Origin of the sequence: Catellatospora bangladeshensis (assembly GCF_016862575.1) — a bacterium.
Taxonomy (GTDB): Bacteria; Actinomycetota; Actinomycetes; order Mycobacteriales; family Micromonosporaceae; genus Catellatospora; species Catellatospora bangladeshensis.
Map to the genome: position 1 here is coordinate 101,132 of NZ_BONF01000031.1, position 18,388 is coordinate 119,519.

Annotated in this window: 17 protein-coding genes; 13 read left to right on the plus strand and 4 right to left on the minus strand. The window is 72.8% G+C overall.

Translation table 11 applies throughout. The annotated features are described in order from the left end of the window. On the plus strand, positions 1-2,214 hold the full coding sequence (gene recG / locus Cba03nite_RS25655; RefSeq protein WP_203751130.1) for an ATP-dependent DNA helicase RecG: 2,214 nt from the start codon (positions 1-3) through the stop codon (positions 2,212-2,214). Between the two features lie 160 nt (positions 2,215-2,374). Here the strand turns inward: recG and Cba03nite_RS25660 are convergent, their stop codons facing one another. Beyond that, positions 2,375-4,144 (minus strand): LPXTG cell wall anchor domain-containing protein, encoded by a 1,770-nt coding sequence (locus Cba03nite_RS25660; RefSeq protein ID WP_203751132.1) that lies wholly within the window; start codon positions 4,142-4,144, stop codon positions 2,375-2,377. Between the two features lie 238 nt (positions 4,145-4,382). Between Cba03nite_RS25660 and rsmD the strand changes: the two genes are divergently transcribed. From rsmD to mutM, 8 genes are all read left to right on the plus strand, one after another. After that, positions 4,383-4,973 carry a 16S rRNA (guanine(966)-N(2))-methyltransferase RsmD gene (rsmD, locus tag Cba03nite_RS25665; RefSeq protein ID WP_203751134.1) on the plus strand — a complete coding sequence of 197 codons (591 nt, stop codon included), beginning with the start codon at positions 4,383-4,385 and terminating at the stop codon, positions 4,971-4,973. Positions 4,974-4,980: 7 nt separating this feature from the next. Continuing rightward, positions 4,981-5,466, plus strand: coding sequence for a pantetheine-phosphate adenylyltransferase (coaD, locus tag Cba03nite_RS25670; protein WP_203751137.1), 486 nt, complete (start codon positions 4,981-4,983; stop codon positions 5,464-5,466). A gap of 109 nt (positions 5,467-5,575) precedes the next feature. Next, positions 5,576-6,070, plus strand: coding sequence for an ATP synthase subunit B family protein (locus Cba03nite_RS25675; protein ID WP_203751140.1), 495 nt, complete (start codon positions 5,576-5,578; stop codon positions 6,068-6,070). A 145-nt stretch (positions 6,071-6,215) separates the two neighbouring features. Then, positions 6,216-6,806: a YceD family protein gene (locus Cba03nite_RS25680; RefSeq protein WP_203751143.1), complete on the plus strand. Its 591-nt coding sequence runs from the start codon at positions 6,216-6,218 to the stop codon at positions 6,804-6,806. An 87-nt stretch (positions 6,807-6,893) separates the two neighbouring features. Then, a complete protein-coding gene (gene rpmF / locus Cba03nite_RS25685; protein WP_120318486.1) occupies positions 6,894-7,067 on the plus strand; it encodes a 50S ribosomal protein L32 in 174 nt (57 codons plus the stop codon). Between the two features lie 154 nt (positions 7,068-7,221). Further along, positions 7,222-8,001, plus strand: coding sequence for a ribonuclease III (gene rnc, locus Cba03nite_RS25690; RefSeq protein ID WP_203751146.1), 780 nt, complete (start codon positions 7,222-7,224; stop codon positions 7,999-8,001). Next, complete coding sequence (locus Cba03nite_RS25695; protein WP_203751149.1) at positions 7,998-9,209, plus strand: hypothetical protein; 1,212 nt, start codon at positions 7,998-8,000, stop codon at positions 9,207-9,209. The genes rnc and Cba03nite_RS25695 overlap by 4 nt, the downstream gene beginning before the upstream one ends. 25 nt (positions 9,210-9,234) lie before the next feature. Next, positions 9,235-10,089, plus strand: a complete 855-nt coding sequence (gene mutM / locus Cba03nite_RS25700) for a bifunctional DNA-formamidopyrimidine glycosylase/DNA-(apurinic or apyrimidinic site) lyase (RefSeq protein WP_203751151.1) — start codon at positions 9,235-9,237, stop codon at positions 10,087-10,089. A 279-nt stretch (positions 10,090-10,368) separates the two neighbouring features. Here the strand turns inward: mutM and Cba03nite_RS25705 are convergent, their stop codons facing one another. The 3 genes from Cba03nite_RS25705 to Cba03nite_RS40010 form a co-directional block, all read right to left on the minus strand. Further along, positions 10,369-10,956 (minus strand): endo alpha-1,4 polygalactosaminidase, encoded by a 588-nt coding sequence (locus Cba03nite_RS25705; protein WP_203751153.1) that lies wholly within the window; start codon positions 10,954-10,956, stop codon positions 10,369-10,371. Positions 10,957-10,961: 5 nt separating this feature from the next. After that, on the minus strand, positions 10,962-11,588 hold the full coding sequence (locus tag Cba03nite_RS25710; protein ID WP_203751155.1) for a spherulation-specific family 4 protein: 627 nt from the start codon (positions 11,586-11,588) through the stop codon (positions 10,962-10,964). Positions 11,589-11,666: 78 nt separating this feature from the next. After that, complete coding sequence (locus Cba03nite_RS40010) at positions 11,667-12,464, minus strand: CAP domain-containing protein (protein ID WP_239126006.1); 798 nt, start codon at positions 12,462-12,464, stop codon at positions 11,667-11,669. A gap of 238 nt (positions 12,465-12,702) precedes the next feature. On the opposite strand from Cba03nite_RS40010, the gene Cba03nite_RS25720 reads away from it, so the two are divergent. The 4 genes from Cba03nite_RS25720 to Cba03nite_RS25735 all read left to right on the plus strand — a co-directional run bounded on the left by Cba03nite_RS25720 (position 12,703) and on the right by Cba03nite_RS25735 (position 18,341). Further along, a complete protein-coding gene (locus Cba03nite_RS25720; protein WP_203751157.1) occupies positions 12,703-12,897 on the plus strand; it encodes a hypothetical protein in 195 nt (64 codons plus the stop codon). A 332-nt stretch (positions 12,898-13,229) separates the two neighbouring features. Next, positions 13,230-16,769 carry a chromosome segregation protein SMC gene (gene smc / locus Cba03nite_RS25725; RefSeq protein ID WP_203751159.1) on the plus strand — a complete coding sequence of 1,180 codons (3,540 nt, stop codon included), beginning with the start codon at positions 13,230-13,232 and terminating at the stop codon, positions 16,767-16,769. Further along, a complete protein-coding gene (locus tag Cba03nite_RS25730) occupies positions 16,766-17,365 on the plus strand; it encodes an HAD family hydrolase (RefSeq protein ID WP_203751161.1) in 600 nt (199 codons plus the stop codon). Before smc ends, Cba03nite_RS25730 begins: the two co-directional genes overlap by 4 nt. A gap of 286 nt (positions 17,366-17,651) precedes the next feature. After that, positions 17,652-18,341 carry an ABC transporter ATP-binding protein gene (locus tag Cba03nite_RS25735; RefSeq protein ID WP_203751163.1) on the plus strand — a complete coding sequence of 230 codons (690 nt, stop codon included), beginning with the start codon at positions 17,652-17,654 and terminating at the stop codon, positions 18,339-18,341. Positions 18,342-18,388: the final 47 nt, after the last annotated feature.

Consider the following 18,388-nt stretch of genomic DNA (forward strand, 5'->3'; position numbering starts at 1 on the left):
ATGACCACCGCGGATGTCGACACCGACCTGTCCAAGCTGGTCGGGGAGAAGACCGCCAAGGCGCTCAAGACGCACCTCGACCTCTACACGGCCGGTGACCTGCTCTACCACGTCCCCCGGCGGTACGACCAGCGCGGCGAGCACACCGACATGCGCACGCTGGAGATCGGCGAAGAGGTGACCGTGCTCGCGCAGGTGCTGCGAACCACCACCCGGCCGATGCGGCAGCGGCGCGGCAGCATGCTGGAGGTCGTCGTCGGCGACGGCGCGGGCGGCCAGCTCGTGCTCACCTACTTCCAGCAGGCCTGGCGCGAGCGCGACCTGCGCCCCGGCCGCTGGGGCCTGTTCGCGGGCAAGGTGAGCGACTTCCGGGGCCGCCGCCAGCTCAACAGCCCCGAGTACGTGCTGCTCGACCAGGGCGCCGCCGACGGCGAGGTGGCCGCCGAGGTCGAGGAGTTCGCCGGGGCGCTGATCCCGGTCTACCCGGCCGCGGCCGCCGTGCCGACGTGGGTGATCGCGCGCTGCGTACGGGTCGTGCTGGACACGGTCGAGATGCCGCCCGACGCGACGCCGTCCCGGACCCGTGCTGAGCGCAAGCTCGTCGACCTGGCCACCGCGCTCCGCGAGATCCACCGGCCCTCGTCCAAGGAGATGCTCTACGTCGCCCGCCGCAGGCTCGCCTGGGACGAGGCGTTCGCGGTGCAGCTGACCCTGGTCCGCCGCAAGCGGGAGGCCGCCGCGTGGCCCGCCAAGGCCCGGCCGCGCCGCGACGGCGGCATGCTGACCGGGTTCGACGCGGCGCTGCCGTTCACGCTCACCGACGGCCAGCTCGCCGTCGGCGAGGAGATCGCTGCGGACCTGGCCACCGCCCACCCGATGCACCGGCTGCTGCAGGGCGAGGTCGGCGCGGGCAAGACCCTGGTCGCGCTGCGGGCCATGCTCCAGGTCGTCGACGCGGGCGGCCAGGCCGCGCTGCTCGCTCCGACCGAGGTGCTGGCCGCCCAGCACCACCGCGGCATCACGAAGATGCTGGGTGCCGCCGCCCGCGAGGACGCCGACACCCTGTTCGGTGCGGCCGACACCGACCGTCCGGGTACACAGGTCGCCCTGGTCACCGGCTCGCAGGGCGCGGCCGCCCGGCGCAAGGTGCTGGCCAAGCTCGCCGACGGATCGGCCGGGCTGGTCGTGGGCACCCACGCGCTGCTCTACGAGGGCGTCGACTTCGCCGACCTGGGCCTGGTCGTGGTGGACGAGCAGCACCGCTTCGGCGTCGAGCAGCGTGACGCGCTGCGCGCCAAGGCCGAGCAGCCGCCGCACGTGCTCGTCATGACGGCCACCCCGATCCCGCGTACGGTCGCCATGACCGTCTACGGCGATCTGGAGGTGTCCAGCCTGTCCCAGCTGCCGGGCGGGCGCTCGCCGATCGCCTCGCACGTGGTGCCGGTCGCCGAGAAGCCCGCGTTCCTGGACCGGGCCTGGCGCCGCGTCGTCGAGGAGGTCCAGCAGGGCCACCAGGCGTACGTCGTCTGCCCGCGTATCGGCGACACCGAGTCCGACGACGACACCCCGCCGCCGGGCGACGCGGTCGAGGACGAGAAGCGGCCGCCGGTGGCCGTGCTGGACGTCGCGCCGCTGCTGGCCGACGGCCCGCTGCGCGGGCTGCGCATCGGCGTGCTGCACGGGCGGCTGCCCGCTGACGAGAAGGACGCGGTGATGCGCTCGTTCGCGGCCGGGGAGATCGACGTGCTCGTCGCGACCACGGTCATCGAGGTCGGCGTGGACGTGCCGAACTCCACGGCGATGGTGATCCTCGACGCGGACCGGTTCGGCGTCTCGCAGCTGCACCAGCTGCGCGGCCGGGTCGGCCGGGGCTCCGCGCCGGGCCTGTGCCTGCTGGTCACCGAGGCGGTGGCCGGCACCCCGGCGCGTGAGCGGCTCGACGCGGTCGCCTCCACCCTGGACGGCTTCCGCCTGGCCGAACTGGACCTGGAGCAGCGCCGCGAGGGCGACGTGCTGGGCGCCGCGCAGTCCGGCCGCCGCTCCCACCTGCGCCTGCTGTCGCTGCTGCGCGACCGCGACCTGATCGGCGAGGCCCGCGCCGAGGCCGAGTCCCTCCTCGCCGAGGACCCCGACCTCTCCGCCCACCCCCTCCTCGCCGCCCAGATCACCCGCCTGGTCGACGCCGACCGCGCCGAATACCTCCACAAGGGCTGACCCCGCGCCGTCCCCGGCTCCTTGATCATCCGACTTGCCTGGCAGACGGGCGAATCTTGAGGGCGGATACGCCCATGTGCCTGGCAAGTCGGATGACCTTGAACACGAGGAAGGGGCGGGTCCCGGTGGGACCCGCCCCTTCTCATCGGTCAGGCGACCGTCACACGTCGGTCAGGTTCAGCCGACGGCGGCGGGCCATCATGTAGACCGCGAAACCGAGCGCGACCAGCAGCAGACCGGAGATCACGAAGATCGTGACGTTGGTACCGGTCACCGGGAGGCCCGGCTCGGGGGAGGGGGACGCCGAGGGGGACGGCGAGGGCTCGGTGCAACCCTCGGGCTTGACCCACTCGACCTCGTCCACGACCTTGCCGTTCAGTGAGACGGTGACCTTGAGCTCGTCACCGGTCGCCTTGAACTCGACCTTCTTGGAGTCGCCCGGGTTCAGGGTGAAGCTGACGGCGTCGCCGGTGCTCGGGGTGAGCACGACGTCGGTCTTGCTGCCGTCCTGCGGGTTGTTCAGGTCGAAGACCAGGCCCTCACAGGTGTCGGTGACCTCGCCGCCGATCGGCTCGCAGCCGGCCGGCTTCTCCCAGGTGATCGAACCGCGCTGCTCGCCGTTCACGGCCACGTGCACGACCAGGCCGTTCTCGCCGACCTCGAACTCGACCGTCACGGAGGTGCCGGGCGCGACGGTCTTGCTGATCGCGTCGTCGGAACGGTCCTTCAGGGCCTGCTCGCTGGCGGCCGGGGTGGAGCCCGCGACCGGGGTCAGCACGACGGTCGCCTCGGCGCCGCCGGCCGGGTTGGTGATGGTGACGGTGAGCTTGTCACAGGTCTGGTCACTGGTGATCTCGACCGGGTGGCAGGCGGGGGAGTCGGTCCAGGAGTAGGTGCCCTTCTCGACCGCGTTGCCGCTCTCCGTCACGGTGATCGAGGAGGACGCGCTGGCCGGCACGGTCACCACGACCGTGTTGCCTGCGGTGACCTCGACGGGGCCGCTGGTCCAGTCGCCCGCGCCCTTGACCTCGAACGAGGCGGCCTTGGTGGCACCCTCGGCGTTGATCAGGGTGACGGTCACCACGCCGGTGCAGTCCGAGGCGAACGTGACGCTCGGCTTCGGAGCGTTCTTGACGCAGCTGCCGCTGAAGTTGACGACGTGCACCTCGGTGTCGGTCTTGGTCTGGAAGCGGTTGCGCTTCCACTCCAGCTCGACCTTCAGCCGCGCGGCCAGGGCGCTGCCCTCGACGACCTGGGTCGCCTCGACGGTCTTGCCGCCCGCGATCTTGTCGCCGTCCTTCAGGCCCTTGATGACGTTCTCGTTGGCGAGGGTCTGCCACTGGCCGTTGGCCTTCTTGACAGCGCTGCGCTCCGAGTCCGGGCCGTTCTGGGTGATGACGCTGGCCGTGGCCTCGTCCGAGTAGTGCTTGTTGGACACCAGCCAGGTGACGTTCCAGCTGCCGGTCTCGGGGTCGCAGACCGCGCTGCCGGTGATGCCGGCCTTGTGCTCACCGCACTTGTCGGCGTCGAGATCGACGCTGCCCTTGTTGGTGGCCTTGTTGCCGTTGGTCCAGGTGCCCTTGACGGTCAGCTCGGCCTCGTCGGTGGACAGCGGCACGCGCTGCTCGCCGACCAGCTTGCCGTAGGTCCACTTGTTGTTCTTCTTGGTGCTCTTCGGCAGGGTCGCGCCGTCGACGATGTTCGTGATGGGAGTGTTCGGGTCGGCGGTCACGTCGATCGTGGCCGTCATCTCCGTTTCCCAGTTCTCGACGGTCCACGTGATGACCCACTCGCTGGGCGTGCACTGCGCGACGCCGGAGATGGTCGTGTGGTGCGCCTGGGCCGGGCTGGCCAGGGCCACCGCGCCCATGAGGCCGAGCGCGGCGCTGCCCGTGACGGCGAGCAGGCGGCGGAAGAGGGGACGTTTCACACGTGCTCCATGTGGTTCGTGGGACGAGGGTGAAGCGCGAAGCGACCGCCTGACCCTAGGGGAGCCCGCGTGGGGGTACACAGTCGTCATCCAGCCCGAACATGAAACGTTGCCGAATCGTTATCGCATTTGCGTGACGGCCGTGCATTCGGTGGCGCTACGCGCACGAGCAGTTCATATCTGGTTCACCGGTCGGTGCACCGGGGTCGCCGAACGGGGATGCCGTAGCGTCGGGATCGTGACGAGGATCGTGGCCGGCCGGTTCGGCGGGCGTCGGCTGAACGCCCCCTCGGGCCGCGACACCAGGCCCACCGCCGACCGCGTACGCGAGGCACTGTTCTCCGCCCTCGACGCGATGACCGAACTCGCCGGGGCACGGGTGCTGGACCTGTTCGCCGGCTCGGGCGCGGTCGGCCTGGAGGCGCTGTCCCGGGGCGCCTCGCACGTGCTGCTCGTCGAGTCGGACGCCAAGGCCGTCCGGGTGATCCGGGAGAACATCGCCGTGCTCGGCGCGGGCGCCGCGGCGCGGGTCGCCGCGGGCAAGGCGGGCACGGTGCTGGCCGCCGGTCCGGCCGACGGCGCCTACGACATCGTCTTCGCCGACCCGCCGTACGCGCTGTCCGAGGCGGAGCTGACCGGGGTGCTGGCCGCGCTGGCCGGGCACGGCTGGCTCGCCGAGGACGCGGTGCTGGTCGTGGAGCGGTCCAGCCGCTCGCCCGAGCCCACCTGGGTGGAGGGCGTCACTGGCGAACGCGGCCGCCGGTACGGCGAGACCGCGCTTTGGTACGGTCGCGCCGTTGCGCAGAGTGGCGTCACGGATGAAGGGTGAGCGGCTAGTGAGGCGTGCGGTCTGTCCCGGGTCGTTCGACCCGGTCACCCGGGGACATCTGGACATCATCGACCGGTCGGCCCGGCTCTTCGACGAGGTCATCGTCGCCGTGCTGATCAACCAGCACAAGCAGGGCCTGTTCGAGGTCGAGGAGCGCCTCGAGATCCTGCGCGAGGTCACCAAGGCGCTGCCGAACGTCCGGATCGAGTCGTTCCGCGGCCTGCTGGTGGACTACTGCCGTGACAACGACGCCCAGGTGGTGGTCAAGGGCATCCGGGCGGTCAGCGACTTCGACTACGAGCTGCAGATGGCCCAGATGAACATCGGCCTGTCCGGCGTCGAGACGCTGTTCATGCCGACGAACCCGCTCTATTCATTCGTGGCGTCGAGCCTCGTCAAGGAGATCGCCAAGTGGGGCGGGGACGTCTCCTCCTTCGTCCCCGAGCTGGTGGAACGCCGGCTCCTGGAGAAGTTCCGCCCGGCCGGCGGCTGAATCGGCAGGTCACGGCGGCGACTCGCCGCAGGGGTCCCCGGTCTGCCGCAGGGGTGGCCCGGGGACGCATCATGGTGTGGACATGACACTGGACAAGGAGTGACCGTCGGTGGACCCACTCGACCGTATTGACGACATCATCGCGATGGTGGAGGCCGCGCGATCGGTGCCGATGTCGCGCAACTGCATGGTCGACCGCGGTGAGCTGATCGGCGCGCTGGACCAGCTGCGGGCGGAGCTGCCCGGCGAGCTGCGCCGGGCCGCGGCGCTGCTCGAGGAGCGCGACAAGATCCTCGACGCCGGCCGGCGCGAGGCGGACCGCATCATGCACGAGGGTGAGCAGGAACACGCGCGCCTGGTCTCTGTGAACGAGATCACCGTCTCGGCGGAGCACGAGGGCGCGCGCATCGTCGGCGAGGCCCGCGCCGAGGCTCAGCGCCTGCGCGAGGAGGTCGACGAGTACGTTGACACCGCGCTGGGCAACTTCGAGCAGTTCCTGACGCGTGCGCTCGCCTCCATCGAGCGCGGCCGCGACAAGATGCACGCGCTGCGTGAGATCGGGTCGTTCGTCCCCGGCGACGACGACCGTCCCCTTCCGTTCTGACCCGTCCGGACCGCCGCACCGTCGCGGCGGCCGGCGGGACCCGCGACGCGGCCCGGCCCGTTCGACGAGCATGGGCCGCTTCGGGTAATCTTCTACCTCGGCCTGCGACAACGGCCGCATTCCCGCTGCCTTCCCGATGAAAGCCATGGCTGAGCACTCGACCAAGCATCTCGATCCCCGCGCACCGCTCGTCCTCGACACGAGGGACCTGCCCCGAGGCGCGGGTGCTATGCGTACCCTCCATCGGGTGGTCCCCGCTCCGGCCGAGCTGGGCCTGCAGCTGATCGGGGTGCCCGAGGGCGCCGACCTCACGCTCGACCTGCGGCTGGAGTCGGTGACCGAGGGAGTGCTCGTCTCCGGGACCGTCACCGGCCCCGTCGAGGGCGAGTGCGGCCGCTGCCTCACCGAGATCGGCTACGACCTCACGGTCAACATCCAGGAGCTGTTCGCCTACGAGGACAGCGCCACGGACGAGACCACCGACGAGGACGAGGTCGGGCGGCTGCAGGACGACATGATCGACCTGGAGCCGACGCTGCGGGCCGAGGTCGTGCTGGCGCTGCCGGTCAATCCGCTGTGCCGGGAGGACTGCCCAGGCCTGTGCCCCGAGTGCGGGGCGCGGTGGGACGAGCTGCCCGAGGATCACCACCACGAGCAGATCGACCCGCGCTGGGCGAAGTTGAGCAAGCTGACCGGCTCATCCGGGCCGGACGAGCCGGCGGAGCCGGCGCCCTGATCGGTTCGCCGAACCGGGTGGGAGACGGCTGCGGCCGTACCGAGATAATGGTCGGCGACCAGCCGACTACTACTGAGGAGTAAGACAGTGGCAGTCCCGAAGCGCAAGATGTCGCGCAGCAACACCCGTCACCGCCGGGCGCAGTGGAAGGTGAGCGCGGTCGCGACCGTCGCCTGCCCGCAGTGCAAGTCGGCCAAGCTGCCGCACGCCGCCTGCAGCGTCTGCGGCACGTACAACGGCCGCCAGGTCCTCGAGGTCTGAGCCTTCAGGCGATCCCGGTGCGCCGGGAAGCTGCGAAACGTCACGTCGCCGGCTGGCAAGCGCCAGCCGGCGACGTCGCCGTACCAGAAGGGAGCCCGCGGAGCGGGCACCGCATGACGCTGCCGCCCCTAAGCCGCCGAGAGGGGTGGGTTTGATGGCTTCGAAGTCCTCGCAGGAGGCGCGTTCGGCGGACCGGACCGAGCAGGCCGCGGCCGCGCTGGCCGACCTGGGTGCCGCCTTCGGCGTGACACTCGCTCCGGAGCTGCTGGAACGCGCTTTGACCCATCGCTCGTACGCGTACGAGCACGGCGGGCTGCCCACCAACGAGCGGCTGGAGTTCCTCGGCGACGCCGTGCTGGGCGTCGTCATCACCGCCTCGCTCTACACCGCACACCCGGACCTGCCCGAGGGCCGGCTGGCGAAGCTGCGGGCCAGCGTTGTCAACTCGCGCGCCCTGGCGGGTGTGGCCCGCTCCCTCGGCAACGGCGGCATCGGCCCGCACCTGCTGCTGGGCAAGGGCGAGGAGACCACCGGCGGGCGGGACAAGGAGTCGATCCTCGCCGACACGCTGGAGGCGCTGCTCGGCGCGATCTACCTGGAGCACGGCATGGACCGGGCCGCCGAGGTGGTCCGCGCGCTGTTCGACCCGCTGATGGCGGAGTCGGCGCGGCGCGGCGCGTCGCTGGACTGGAAGACCAGCCTGCAGGAGCTGACCTCCGCACACGGCTGGGGCGTGCCGGAGTACGCCATCGAGGAGCAGGGCCCCGACCACGCCAAGATGTTCACCGCCTGGGCGGTCGTCGGCGGCGAGCGCTTCGGCGGGGTCACCGGCCGCACCAAGAAGGACGCGGAGCAGCGGGCCGCCGAGGAGGCCTGGCAGGTGCTGTCGCACCGGGCCGTGGACACCTCGCATCCGGAGGCCCGGGAGACATGACGGTGGCCGCCCCCGCCCACCTCGACAATCCGCCGACAGACGCCGGCCGCAAACCGAGGCTGTGGCGGCGGGCGGGCGGCCTGCGCGGGGTCGCCGCGGCGTTCGTCGTGGTGGCCGCGCTGCGCTGCGCCCAGCTCGGCGCGGTGTGGGCGATGTCCCCGCCCGACTCGCCGAAGACGCTGTGGCAGCGGCTGCTGCTGTGGGACGGCGGCTGGCTGCTCGACGTCGCCGTCAACGGCTACCCGTCCGGGTACACCTATCGCGACGGTGAGATCACCGGCAACGGGTTCGCCTTCTTCCCGCTCTTCCCGCTGCTCGTGCGGGGCGGCACGGCACTGGGCCTGCCGCCGGAGGCCGCGTCGCTGCTGACCGCCCATCTCGCGGCGCTGGCCGCCGGGGTGCTGGTCTACCTGCTCGGCGTCGGCCTGTGGGGACGGCGGGTGGGGTACGCCCTGGTCGTGCTCGTCTGCGCGCAGCCGATGGCGGTCGTGCTCGGCATGGGCTACACCGAGTCGCTGTTCCTGGCCCTGGTGGCGGGCGCGCTGCTGGCCGCGCACGAACGGGTGTGGTGGGCGGCGGGCCTGGCCGGGCTGGGTGCGGCGCTGACCCGGCCCACCGGCGCCGCCGTCGGCGTGGCGCTGGCCGTGGCAGTGCTGCTGCTGTGGTGGCGGTCCCGCCGGGGCGAGGTCACCCTGCGGCGGTACGAGCTGCCGCAGGCCGTCACGGCGGCCGGGCTCGCGCTGGCCGGGGTGCCGCTGTTCCTGGCGTGGGTCGGCGTGCGCGTCGGCGAGTGGGACGCCTGGTTCACGGTGCAGACCAGGGGCTGGGGCACCACGTTCGACTTCGGCAAGGGCGTGCTGGACTTCATCGCCTCGGCCGTGCTCGGCGGCGAGGGCGTCGTCGAGATCGTCACCGTGCTGCTCATCGTGGTCGCCCTGCTGCTGGCGGTGTACGCGGCCGGCGAGCGGGTCTGGCCGCCGCTGCTGGTGTACGGGCTGATCGCCCTGGTCCTGGTGCTGGGGCAGGCCGGCTACTGGCACTCCAAGCCGCGGCTGCTGGTGCCCGTGCTGCTGCTGTGCTGCGTGCCACTGGCCCGAGGGCTGGCCCGGGTGTCGACGGGAACGTCGGTGGTGTTGCTCATGATGTGGAGCGCGTTCGGCCTCTGGTTCGGCGCGCACATGATCACGGTATGGCCGTACACGATCTGAACGGCCGGAGCGGAGAGGCGGAGTCATGCCGGAGTTGCCCGAGGTCGAGACCGTGCGCAGCGGCCTGGCGCGCTGGGTGGTGGGCCGCACCATCGGCGCGGTCGAGGTGCGCCACCCGCGCGCGATCCGCCGCCACCCCGGCGGCGCGCAGGACTTCGCCGACGCGCTGACCGGCCGCACCATCACCGAGGCCCGCCGCCGCGGCAAGTACCTGTGGCTCCCGCTGGACAGCGGTGACGCCGTCGTCGGCCACCTCGGCATGTCCGGCCAGCTGCTCGTGCAGCCCGCCGACGCCGCCGAGGAGAAACACCTGCACATCCGCTTCGACTTCACCGACGGCGGCCCCCAGCTGCGCTTCGTCGACCAGCGCACCTTCGGCGGCCTCGCGGTCTCACCCGGCGGCGCGGTCCTGCCCGCCGAGATCGCCCACATCGCCCTCGACCCGATCGACCCCGCCTTCGTCGAGAAGGACTTCCTGGCGGCCCTGCGCCGCCGCCGCACCGCCGTCAAACGCGCCCTGCTCGACCAGTCCCTGATCTCCGGCGTCGGCAACATCTACGCCGACGAGGCCCTCTGGCGCGCCAAACTCCACGGCGAACGCCCCAGCGACGAGCTGACCGCCCCCGCCGCCAAACGCCTGCTCACCCACGTACGCGACGTCCTCGCCGAGGCCATCGCCGTCGGCGGCACCACCTTCGACGCCCTCTACGTCAACGTCAACGGCGAGTCCGGCTACTTCGACCGCTCCCTCAACGCCTACGGCCGCGAGGGCGAGCCCTGCTCCCGCTGCGGCTCCCCGATCCGCCGCGAAAGCTTCATGAACCGCAGCTCCTTCTCCTGCCCCCGCTGCCAACCCCGCCCCCGCCCCACAACCCCGTAACCCCGCCACCCCCTAACCGCCGCCACCCCACGCGGACCCACCCACCCTCTACCGCGCCGATCTTGCGCGAACTGTGGGTACGACACGCCCATTCCGCCTAAAAGGGCAACACTTCGCGCAAGATCGACGCGATCATGGGTGGCCGCGAGGGTGGGGCGGTGGCTTGATCGCGAGTTTGTGTCACAAGGTGTGGTCTGGCCACAGGTTCTGACACGAGACGGCGATCTTCGCCGTGCCGCCGTGCGGGAGGGTGACCCCCGGAGCGCGGGTCGGGCGTGGTCAGGGGCGGCCGTAGGCGGGGCCGTCGGGGACCTTGAGGTCGGCGTCGTCGTGGGCGGTGTCGAGGAGGCCGACGGGCAGGGACAGCTCGTGGGCCTGCTCGACGAGGTGGTCCACGACGCTGCGCGGCGCACCGGCCAGCAGGTCCAGGGCGGCGGCGTCGAAGCCCTTGTCGCGGCAGAGGCGCAGGCGGTCGGCGAGGATCGGCGTGATGCGGTCTCGCAGCTGCGCCTCGGGGGCGTCCCAGCGGACCAGGCCGTCGGGCCGGGTCAGGTCGGCGGGGAAGCGGGCGGCGTCCGGCCGCCCGCGGCGCACCTCGCCGAGCGGGAGGTAGCAGACCGCGCGGCGGCGTTCGGCGTGCAGGTCCTCGACCAGGGACGCGTCGGTGGTGAAGCCGTCCAGCACGAACACGTCGGCGGCGGTGACCTGCGGGGGTGCGCTCAGTGCCCACTGCCAGCGCAGGCTGTCGGGTACGGCGGGCCGCGCCGGCGCCTCGTACCAGTGCGCGGGCCGGGTGGGGGCGGCACACGCCACGCAGGCGAGCACGACGACCGCGCTGACCGGCACCCGGACGCCCGCGACGTGCACGGCGGCTACACCGAGACCGGCACGACCGCGGGCGCGCCGTGGATGGACGCCTCGTGCACGGCGAGGCCGAACCGGGCGCCCCGGCCCCGCATCAGCTCGTGGCAGGCGGCGATCTGGTCCAGCGGCACGGAGTGCACGAGGTGCGTGTCGCCGGGGCGTACCCCCTCCGGGGTGCCGTGGCGGTACTGCTCCCACGGGCCCTCGTACGTGCACAGCACCGCGCCCAGGCCGCGGTAGATGGAGTCGGTGGGCCGCCCCGGGTTGACCAGGAGCGTGTCGAAGCCGATCCGGCGGGCGGCGCGGACCGCGACGGCGACCGGGCCGACGGAGTACGGGCTGGTCGGCGCCTGGTCGAAGAAGACGCCCCGGACCGGGTAGCCGGCCCAGCGGCCCAGCTCGGCCCGCACCTGCTCGGTCGGGCGCGCGCCGAACGCGAGGTCGACGTAGCCGAGCAGGCCCGCTCCGGCGCGCACGAGCCGGGTGGTGGCCGCGGTCCAGGTCGGGTCGAGCCCGCTCCCGGGGCCGGCGTCGATGTTCAGCAGCACGGTCACGCCGACACCGGCGGCCTCGACCGCGGCCCACAGCTCCGGCTGCAGGTGCGGGTGTGCGGTTAGTGGCAGCAGGGGGGTCACGCCCGTACAACGACCGAGGTCGGGACGCCGCGACTGCCCACGGGCGACTGTCGGCTAGCCGACCGACCGGCCGCGGCCTCAATCCCGGCCGAACTCCTGCGTCCAGTAGGTGGTGCGCCCCTGGTAGGCCAGGCCGACCCCGGTGGCCCGCGCGTCGCAGTCGAGGATGTTGTTGCGGTGGCCGGTGCTGGCCATCCAGCCGTCGACGACGGACTGCGCGGTGGGGTAGCCGTAGGCGATGTTCTCGCCGGCCGCCTCCCGCCGCGGGTATCCGGCGGCCGCGAGCCGGTCCACGAAGCTGCTGCCGTTGCGCCCGGTATGGCTGAAGTAGTCGTGCTCGGCCATGTCCGCGCTGTGGCGGCGCGCGGCCGTGCGCATCCGCTCGTCGGTGCGCACCCGGGAGCAGCCCGCCCGCTCCCGCTCCCGGTTGATCAAAGCTGTGACCTGGTCTTCCAGCTCGGTGACGCGCGAGCTCTCCAGGGTGGGCCGAGGCGACGGGTGGGCGGGCGGCGATGAGGCGGCCGGGAGCGGCGCGGGCGGTGGGGTGGTCCGGCGGGCGGCTGGGCGGCTCGGGGCGGGAAGCGGCACCGCGCTGCCGACGGGTGCCGTCACCGCCGTGGGCGACGGGGCCGGTGTGGTCGACGGCACACCGGCGGGCTCACCCGAAACGGTGACGCTCAGTGTGGGGACCGGCTGATCCGGCACGGGGCCGCCCGGAGCGGCGCGCCCGGAGCCCGCCGGGGCGGCCGTGAGCGCGGGGCCCACCGCCATCACGCCTCCGACCAGCACGGACAGCAGCGCCGCGGAGGCCGTGAGCGCGGGCCACATCCGCAGCGGAGCACGATGCCGGCCGGTGTGCCGGCGACGAGGTGCCACGCGCCGACGCTAGCAGCCGGGGCGGTTTGTCGCCTCCCGACACCTTCTGTGACCTGTGAGGCAGGGCAACTTGACGTCACCGGCGGATCGGCGGAATATGGATACGTCGCCAGTCGCGCCCGACCGCGCTCGCCAGCATTATCCGGAGCAACATGCCGGATGCCAACGGGCCGGGAGCGCGAATATAACTGGGCGCGCGTTTGGCCGGCGAACCGGCAGCGCTTCACAAGGAGACGATATGGCGAAGGCCCTCTATGGCCACGTCACGGCAGCGCCCGATCGGCGCCTGCTGGACGAGGTCACCCGGTTGCGTGCCACGGTGCGGGCACTGGAGTTCGAGGTAACCCGGTTGCGTGCGGAGAACGATCGCCTGGCGGCTGCCGCTGCCGAGGCGGACGACTTCTTCCGCATCGCCGAGCCGGCCCTTACCTGAACAATCCCCGCGTGAGCGGGACGTGGCCGACCGCCGTACGGGGCGAGTCGCCACGATGCACCAGTCCTTATGCGCGCCTCCACTCCTGTGGCGGCGCGCTTCTTCATTGCCCGTGGCGCCACGTCGTGGCGGCACAGCGCCGGAGCGCGCAGAGGGCATGGATCGTTGTCCGCCGGGGCGCATAGCGGCGCGGGCGGCGGGGCATAGAACAGCCGCCCGGTGCGGCGTCCCCCGAAGAGACGAGCTCTCCTCCGGGTACCCTGCAGCTTTGACCCGATAGCATGTGCCACCCGCCGCCCGGCGGGACGCCCTTTGAACGATTTCGGAGCGCTGTGCACCTCAAGAGCCTGACGGTGAAGGGCTTCAAGTCCTTCGCCTCCGCGACGACGCTGCGGCTGGAGCCGGGCATCACCTGTGTGGTGGGCCCGAACGGCTCCGGCAAGTCCAACGTGGTTGACGCGATCTCCTGGGTGCTCGGCGAGCAGGGCGCCAAGGCGCTGCGCGGCGGCAAGATGGAGGACGTGATCTTCGCCGGCACGTCCGGCCGCCAGCCGCTGGGCCGGGCCGAGGTCACCCTCACCATCGACAACACCGACGGCGCGCTGCCGATCGACTACACCGAGGTCTCGATCACCCGCCGCATGTTCCGCGACGGCGCGAGCGAGTACGAGATCAACGGTGACGCCTGCCGCCTGATGGACGTCCAGGAGCTGCTGTCCGACTCCGGCATCGGCCGGGAGATGCACGTCATCGTCGGCCAGGGCCGGCTCGACAGCGTGCTGCACGCCCGCCCGGAGGACCGGCGCTCGTTCATCGAGGAGGCCGCGGGCGTCCTCAAGCACCGCAAGCGCAAGGAGAAGGCGCTCCGCAAGCTCGACGCGATGCAGGCCAACCTGAACCGCGTCAACGACCTCACCGACGAGCTGCGCCGCCAGCTCAAGCCGCTGGGCCGGCAGGCCGAGGTGGCCCGGCGCGCCGCGACCATCCAGGCCGACCTGCGCGACGCGCGCCTGCGCCTGCTCGCCGACGACCTGTTCACGCTGCGCGCCACGCTGGACAAGGAGATCGCCGACGAGGCGGCCCTGCGCACCCGGCGCGAGCTGGTCGAGGAGGAGTACGAGCAGGTCCAGCTCCGGCTGGCTGCGCTGGAGGCGGAGCACGCCGCCGACGCGCCCGCGCTGACCCAGGCCCAGGACGTCTGGTATCAGCTGTCCGCGCTGCAGGAGCGTTTCCGCTCCACCGCGCAGCTGGCCTCCGAGCGGCACCGCCACCTGTCCGCTCCCACCGAGGAGGAGCGGCCGGGCCGCGACCCCGAGCGGCTGGAGGCCGAGGCCGAGGCGGTACGCGAGCAGGAGGAGGCGCTGCGCGAGGCGCTCGCCGAGGACCAGGTGCGCCTGGCCGAGGCGGTCGAGCGCCGCCAGGAGCTGGAGCGCCAGCTCGCCGCCGCCGAGCGGGCGCTGGTCGCCGCGGTGAAGGCGATCGCCGACCGGCGCGAGGGCATGGCGAAGCTCGCCGGGCAGGTCAACGCCGCCCGTACGCGTACCGCCACCGCCGCCGAGGAGATCGAGCGCCTGGCCGCGGCGTACGACGACGCCGCGATGCGCGCCGAGGCGGCGCAGGAGCAGGTGGACCTGGTCGCCGAGGAGACCTCCGACGCCGACCGCGACAACGCGGACCTGGACACCCGGCATGCCACCGCGGTCACCGCGCACGAGGACGCGAGCGCCGAGGTGAAGCGGCTGTCCGACGCCGACCGCGCCGCCGAGAAGGAGGCGACCGGCTGGAAGGCCCGCGAGGAGGCGCTCGCGCTGGGTCTCAACCGCAAGGACGGCGCGGGTGCGCTGCTGGCCCGTGCGGCTGACGTGCCGGGACTGCTGGGCAGCGTCGCGTCGCTGCTCGCGGTCGAGCCGGGCTGTGAGGCGGCGCTGGCCGCGGCACTGGGCGCGCTGGCCGACGCGGTCGCCGTGGCCGGGGTCGACGAGGCCGCCGAGGCGATGCGCCTGCTCAAGATCCAGGACGCGGGCCGGGCCACCCTGCTGATCGGCACGTCCGCCACGCAGTCCCGCCCCGACGTGGCGCTGCCCGGCGGCGCCCGCTGGGCGCTGGACGTGGTGCGCTGCGCCGAGAGCGTGCGCCCGGCCGTCACCCACGCGCTGCGCGACGTGGTGCTGGTCGACGACCTGACCGCCGCGGCGGCACTGGTCGCCGCCCACCCGGCGCTGCGCGCGGTGACTCGCGACGGCGACCTGGTCGGCGCGTTCTCCGGCGCGGGCGGCTCGTCGAAGGCGCCCAGCTACATCGAGGTCCAGGCGGCCGTGGACGAGGCCCGCGCGAAGCGGGTCGCGGCCGAGGAGATGACCGCCCGGCTGCGCGAGGAGATCGCCGCCGCCCGCGAGGTCGTCGCCGACCGCAAGCGCGCCGTCGACGAGGCCGCCGCCGCCAAGCGCGCGGCCGAGGGCGAGCGCAACGCCGCCGCCCGCCGCCTGGCCGAGGTCAGCGCCGCCGCGCGGTCCGCGCAGGCCGAGGCGCAGCGCCTGGGCGCGGCCCGGGACAAGGCCGCCGGTGCTCGCGAGCAGGACCTGATGCACCTGGCCGAGCTGGAGGAGCGGCTGGCGGCCGCGGAGGCGGTCCCGGTCGACGAGGACCCGTCCACCGGCGAGCGGGACCAGCTCGCCGCGCTGGTGCCGCAGGCCCGCCAGAACGAGGTCGAGGTACGCCTGGCCGTGCGCACCGCCGAGGAGCGCGTCTCGCAGATCGCGGGCCGGGCCGACTCGCTGCTGCGCCAGGCCGCCGCCGAGCGGGCCGCCCGCGAGCGCGCCGCCGCCCGCCGGGCCGCCCGGGAGCGTGGCGCGTCGGTGGCCAAGGCCGTCGAGTCCGGCACCCGCGAGGTGCTGACCAGGCTGAACGTGGCGCTGGAGGAGGCCGCCGAGCGGCGCGACGAGCTGGCGGAGGCGCGGACCGCCCGGGAGGCGGAGCTGGCGCAGGTGCGCAACGCGGGCAAGCGGCTGGGCGACGACCTGAACCGGCTCACCTCCGAGGTGCACCGCGACGAGATGGCCCGCGCCGAGCAGCGGATGCGCATCGAGCAGCTGGAGACGCGGGCCGCCGAGGAGTTCTCCATCGACGTGGAGACGCTGCTGGGCGAGTACGGCCCGCACGTCGGCGTACCGGTGATCATGCTGGGCTCGGCGGACCTGGCCGAGCCGGAGCCCTACGACCGGGCCATCCAGGAGAAGCGCGCCGCCAAGGCCGAGCGCGACCTGGCCCTGCTCGGCAAGGTCAACCCGCTGGCGCTGGAGGAGTTCGCGGCGCTGGAGGAGCGCTACAAGTTCCTCTCCGACCAGCTGGAGGACCTCAAGGCGACCCGCCGTGACCTGCTCACCGTGGTCAAGGACGTGGACGACCGCATCCTGGAGGTGTTCACCACCGCGTTCGAGGACACCGCGCGGGAGTTCCAGGTGGTGTTCCCGATCCTGTTCCCGGGCGGCGAGGGCCGGCTGGTGCTGACCGACCCGGACAACATGCTGACCACCGGCGTCGAGGTCGAGGCGCGCCCGCCGGGCAAGAAGATCAAGCGGCTGTCGCTGCTGTCCGGTGGCGAGCGCTCGCTGACCGCGGTGGCGATGCTGTGCGCGATCTTCCGCGCCCGCCCCAGCCCCTTCTACATCATGGACGAGGTGGAGGCGGCGCTCGACGACGTCAACCTCGGCCGCCTGATCACCCTGTTCCAGGAGCTGCGCTCGCGCAGCCAGCTGATCATCATCACGCACCAGAAGCGCACCATGGAGGTCGCCGACGCCCTGTACGGCGTGACCATGCGCAACGGTGTCACCGAGGTGATCAGCCAGCGACTGAGGAGCGAGACCGAGTGAGGCGCAAGCCTGCCGAGGCACTGCTGATCGACTTCGACGGCGTGCTGCGGCACCACGACGCGGCCGCGTACGGCGACTTCGAGGCCCGTCACGGGATCGCGCCCGCCGCGCTGCTCGCCTCCGGCCTGGAGTGGGCGCGCCAGCTCCCGGCGATCACCGGTCACCTCACGCGGCAGCAGTGGCTGGACTCGATCGGCGAGCACACCGGCGCGTCGGCGGCGGCGCTGGCCGAGTGGGACGCCTACCGCGGCTACGTCGACGAGACGGTGCTGGCGTTCGTGCGGGAGGCGCGCGCGGCCGGGCGCCGGGTCGGGCTGGCCACCAACGCCACCGACGATCTGCACGACGACCTGGCCCGGTTCGGGCTGAGCGACGCCTTCGACGCGGTGTTCTCCTCGGCGGACATGGGCGTGCACAAGCCGGCCAAGGAGTACTTCAGCCAGGCGTGCCGCACGCTGGAGACGCCGCCGTCGCTCTGCCTGTTCGTGGACGACACGGACCGCAACATCCGCGGGGCACGCGCCGCCGGTCTGCTCGCCGCGCGGTGGAACGGCCCGGACGATCTGCGCTACCTTCGCGGCGCGCTGGGGCTGTGAGCGCAGCGGCACACTCTGTGACGAGTGGACTGTTGTTCGTGAAACTTTCTCCCGCGATGTGAAACGGGTTCGGCCCGGTGACAACCCGGTGGTCAGGCTGCGCGTGACTACTACCGGACCGTGGTGATCACCGACCCGGAACCTGGCCCGTCCCGGCAAGCCGCCATCACGCGGCGTGTCGATGGACTCTCCACGTTCCACCCTCTCCGGCCTGCCGAGAGAGCGGTTTCCGCCGGAGCACCGCGACCCCCGAGATCAGCAGGTTGTTCCGGCGAGAGGAGCGGCGATGACGTCGTCGCTGGTAGTGGACCGCGTGACGGTGGAGTACACCGCGGGCGCGCCCGTGTTGCGCGACGTGTCCGTGGCGGCGGCCGCGGGGCGGATGCTCGCGGTGACCGGCCCGTCCGGCGCGGGCAAGAGCACGCTGCTGCGGGCCATGGCGGGGGTGCTGCGGCCGGTCACCGGCGCGGTCGCCGTCGACGGCAGGCCGCTGCGGGACCGCGACGACGCGGTGTCCCGCCGGGTGGTGCTGATCCCGCAGGACAACGGCCTGGCCACCATCCTCACCGCGAGCGAGAACGTGCAGGTCGTGCTCGTCGCCAACGGCTTCTCCCCGGAGGACGCGCGCCGCGCCACGGCCGAGTCGCTGGAGCAGGTCGGGCTGTCGGCCCAGGCGGGCCAGCTGGTCGAGGAGCTGTCCGGCGGCCAGCAGCAGCGTACGGCGATCGCCCGCGGCCTGGCCCTGTCCGGCGCGGTGCTGCTGGCCGACGAGATCACCAGCGAGCTGGACGCCGCGAACCGCACCAAGGTGCTGGAGCTGCTGCGCGCCGAGGCCGACCGGGGCGCCTGCGTCGTGCTGGCCACCCACGACCTGGAGGCCGCCGCCGCCTGCGACGCCGAGCTGCACCTGCTCGACGGCGCCGCCGAGCTGGTCCGCGCATACGCGTCGGCGCCGGTCACCGCTTCCGGGTCGTAGCCACGACACAGCAGTCGTGGTCTGCGGACTCTGCTCGTCCCCCGCCG

Excerpts from the sequence above, each read along its gene's own strand:
- rnc (WP_203751146.1), top strand. The coding sequence starts at position 7,222 with ATGGCTTCGAAGTCCTCGCAGGAGGCGCGTTCGGCGGACCGGACCGAG.
- recG (WP_203751130.1), top strand. The coding sequence starts at position 1 with ATGACCACCGCGGATGTCGACACCGACCTGTCCAAGCTGGTCGGGGAG.
- Cba03nite_RS25720 (WP_203751157.1), top strand. The coding sequence starts at position 12,703 with ATGGCGAAGGCCCTCTATGGCCACGTCACGGCAGCGCCCGATCGGCGC.
- mutM (WP_203751151.1), top strand. The coding sequence starts at position 9,235 with ATGCCGGAGTTGCCCGAGGTCGAGACCGTGCGCAGCGGCCTGGCGCGC.
- Cba03nite_RS25735 (WP_203751163.1), top strand. The coding sequence starts at position 17,652 with ATGACGTCGTCGCTGGTAGTGGACCGCGTGACGGTGGAGTACACCGCG.
- Cba03nite_RS25695 (WP_203751149.1), top strand. The coding sequence starts at position 7,998 with ATGACGGTGGCCGCCCCCGCCCACCTCGACAATCCGCCGACAGACGCC.
- Cba03nite_RS25680 (WP_203751143.1), top strand. The coding sequence starts at position 6,216 with ATGGCTGAGCACTCGACCAAGCATCTCGATCCCCGCGCACCGCTCGTC.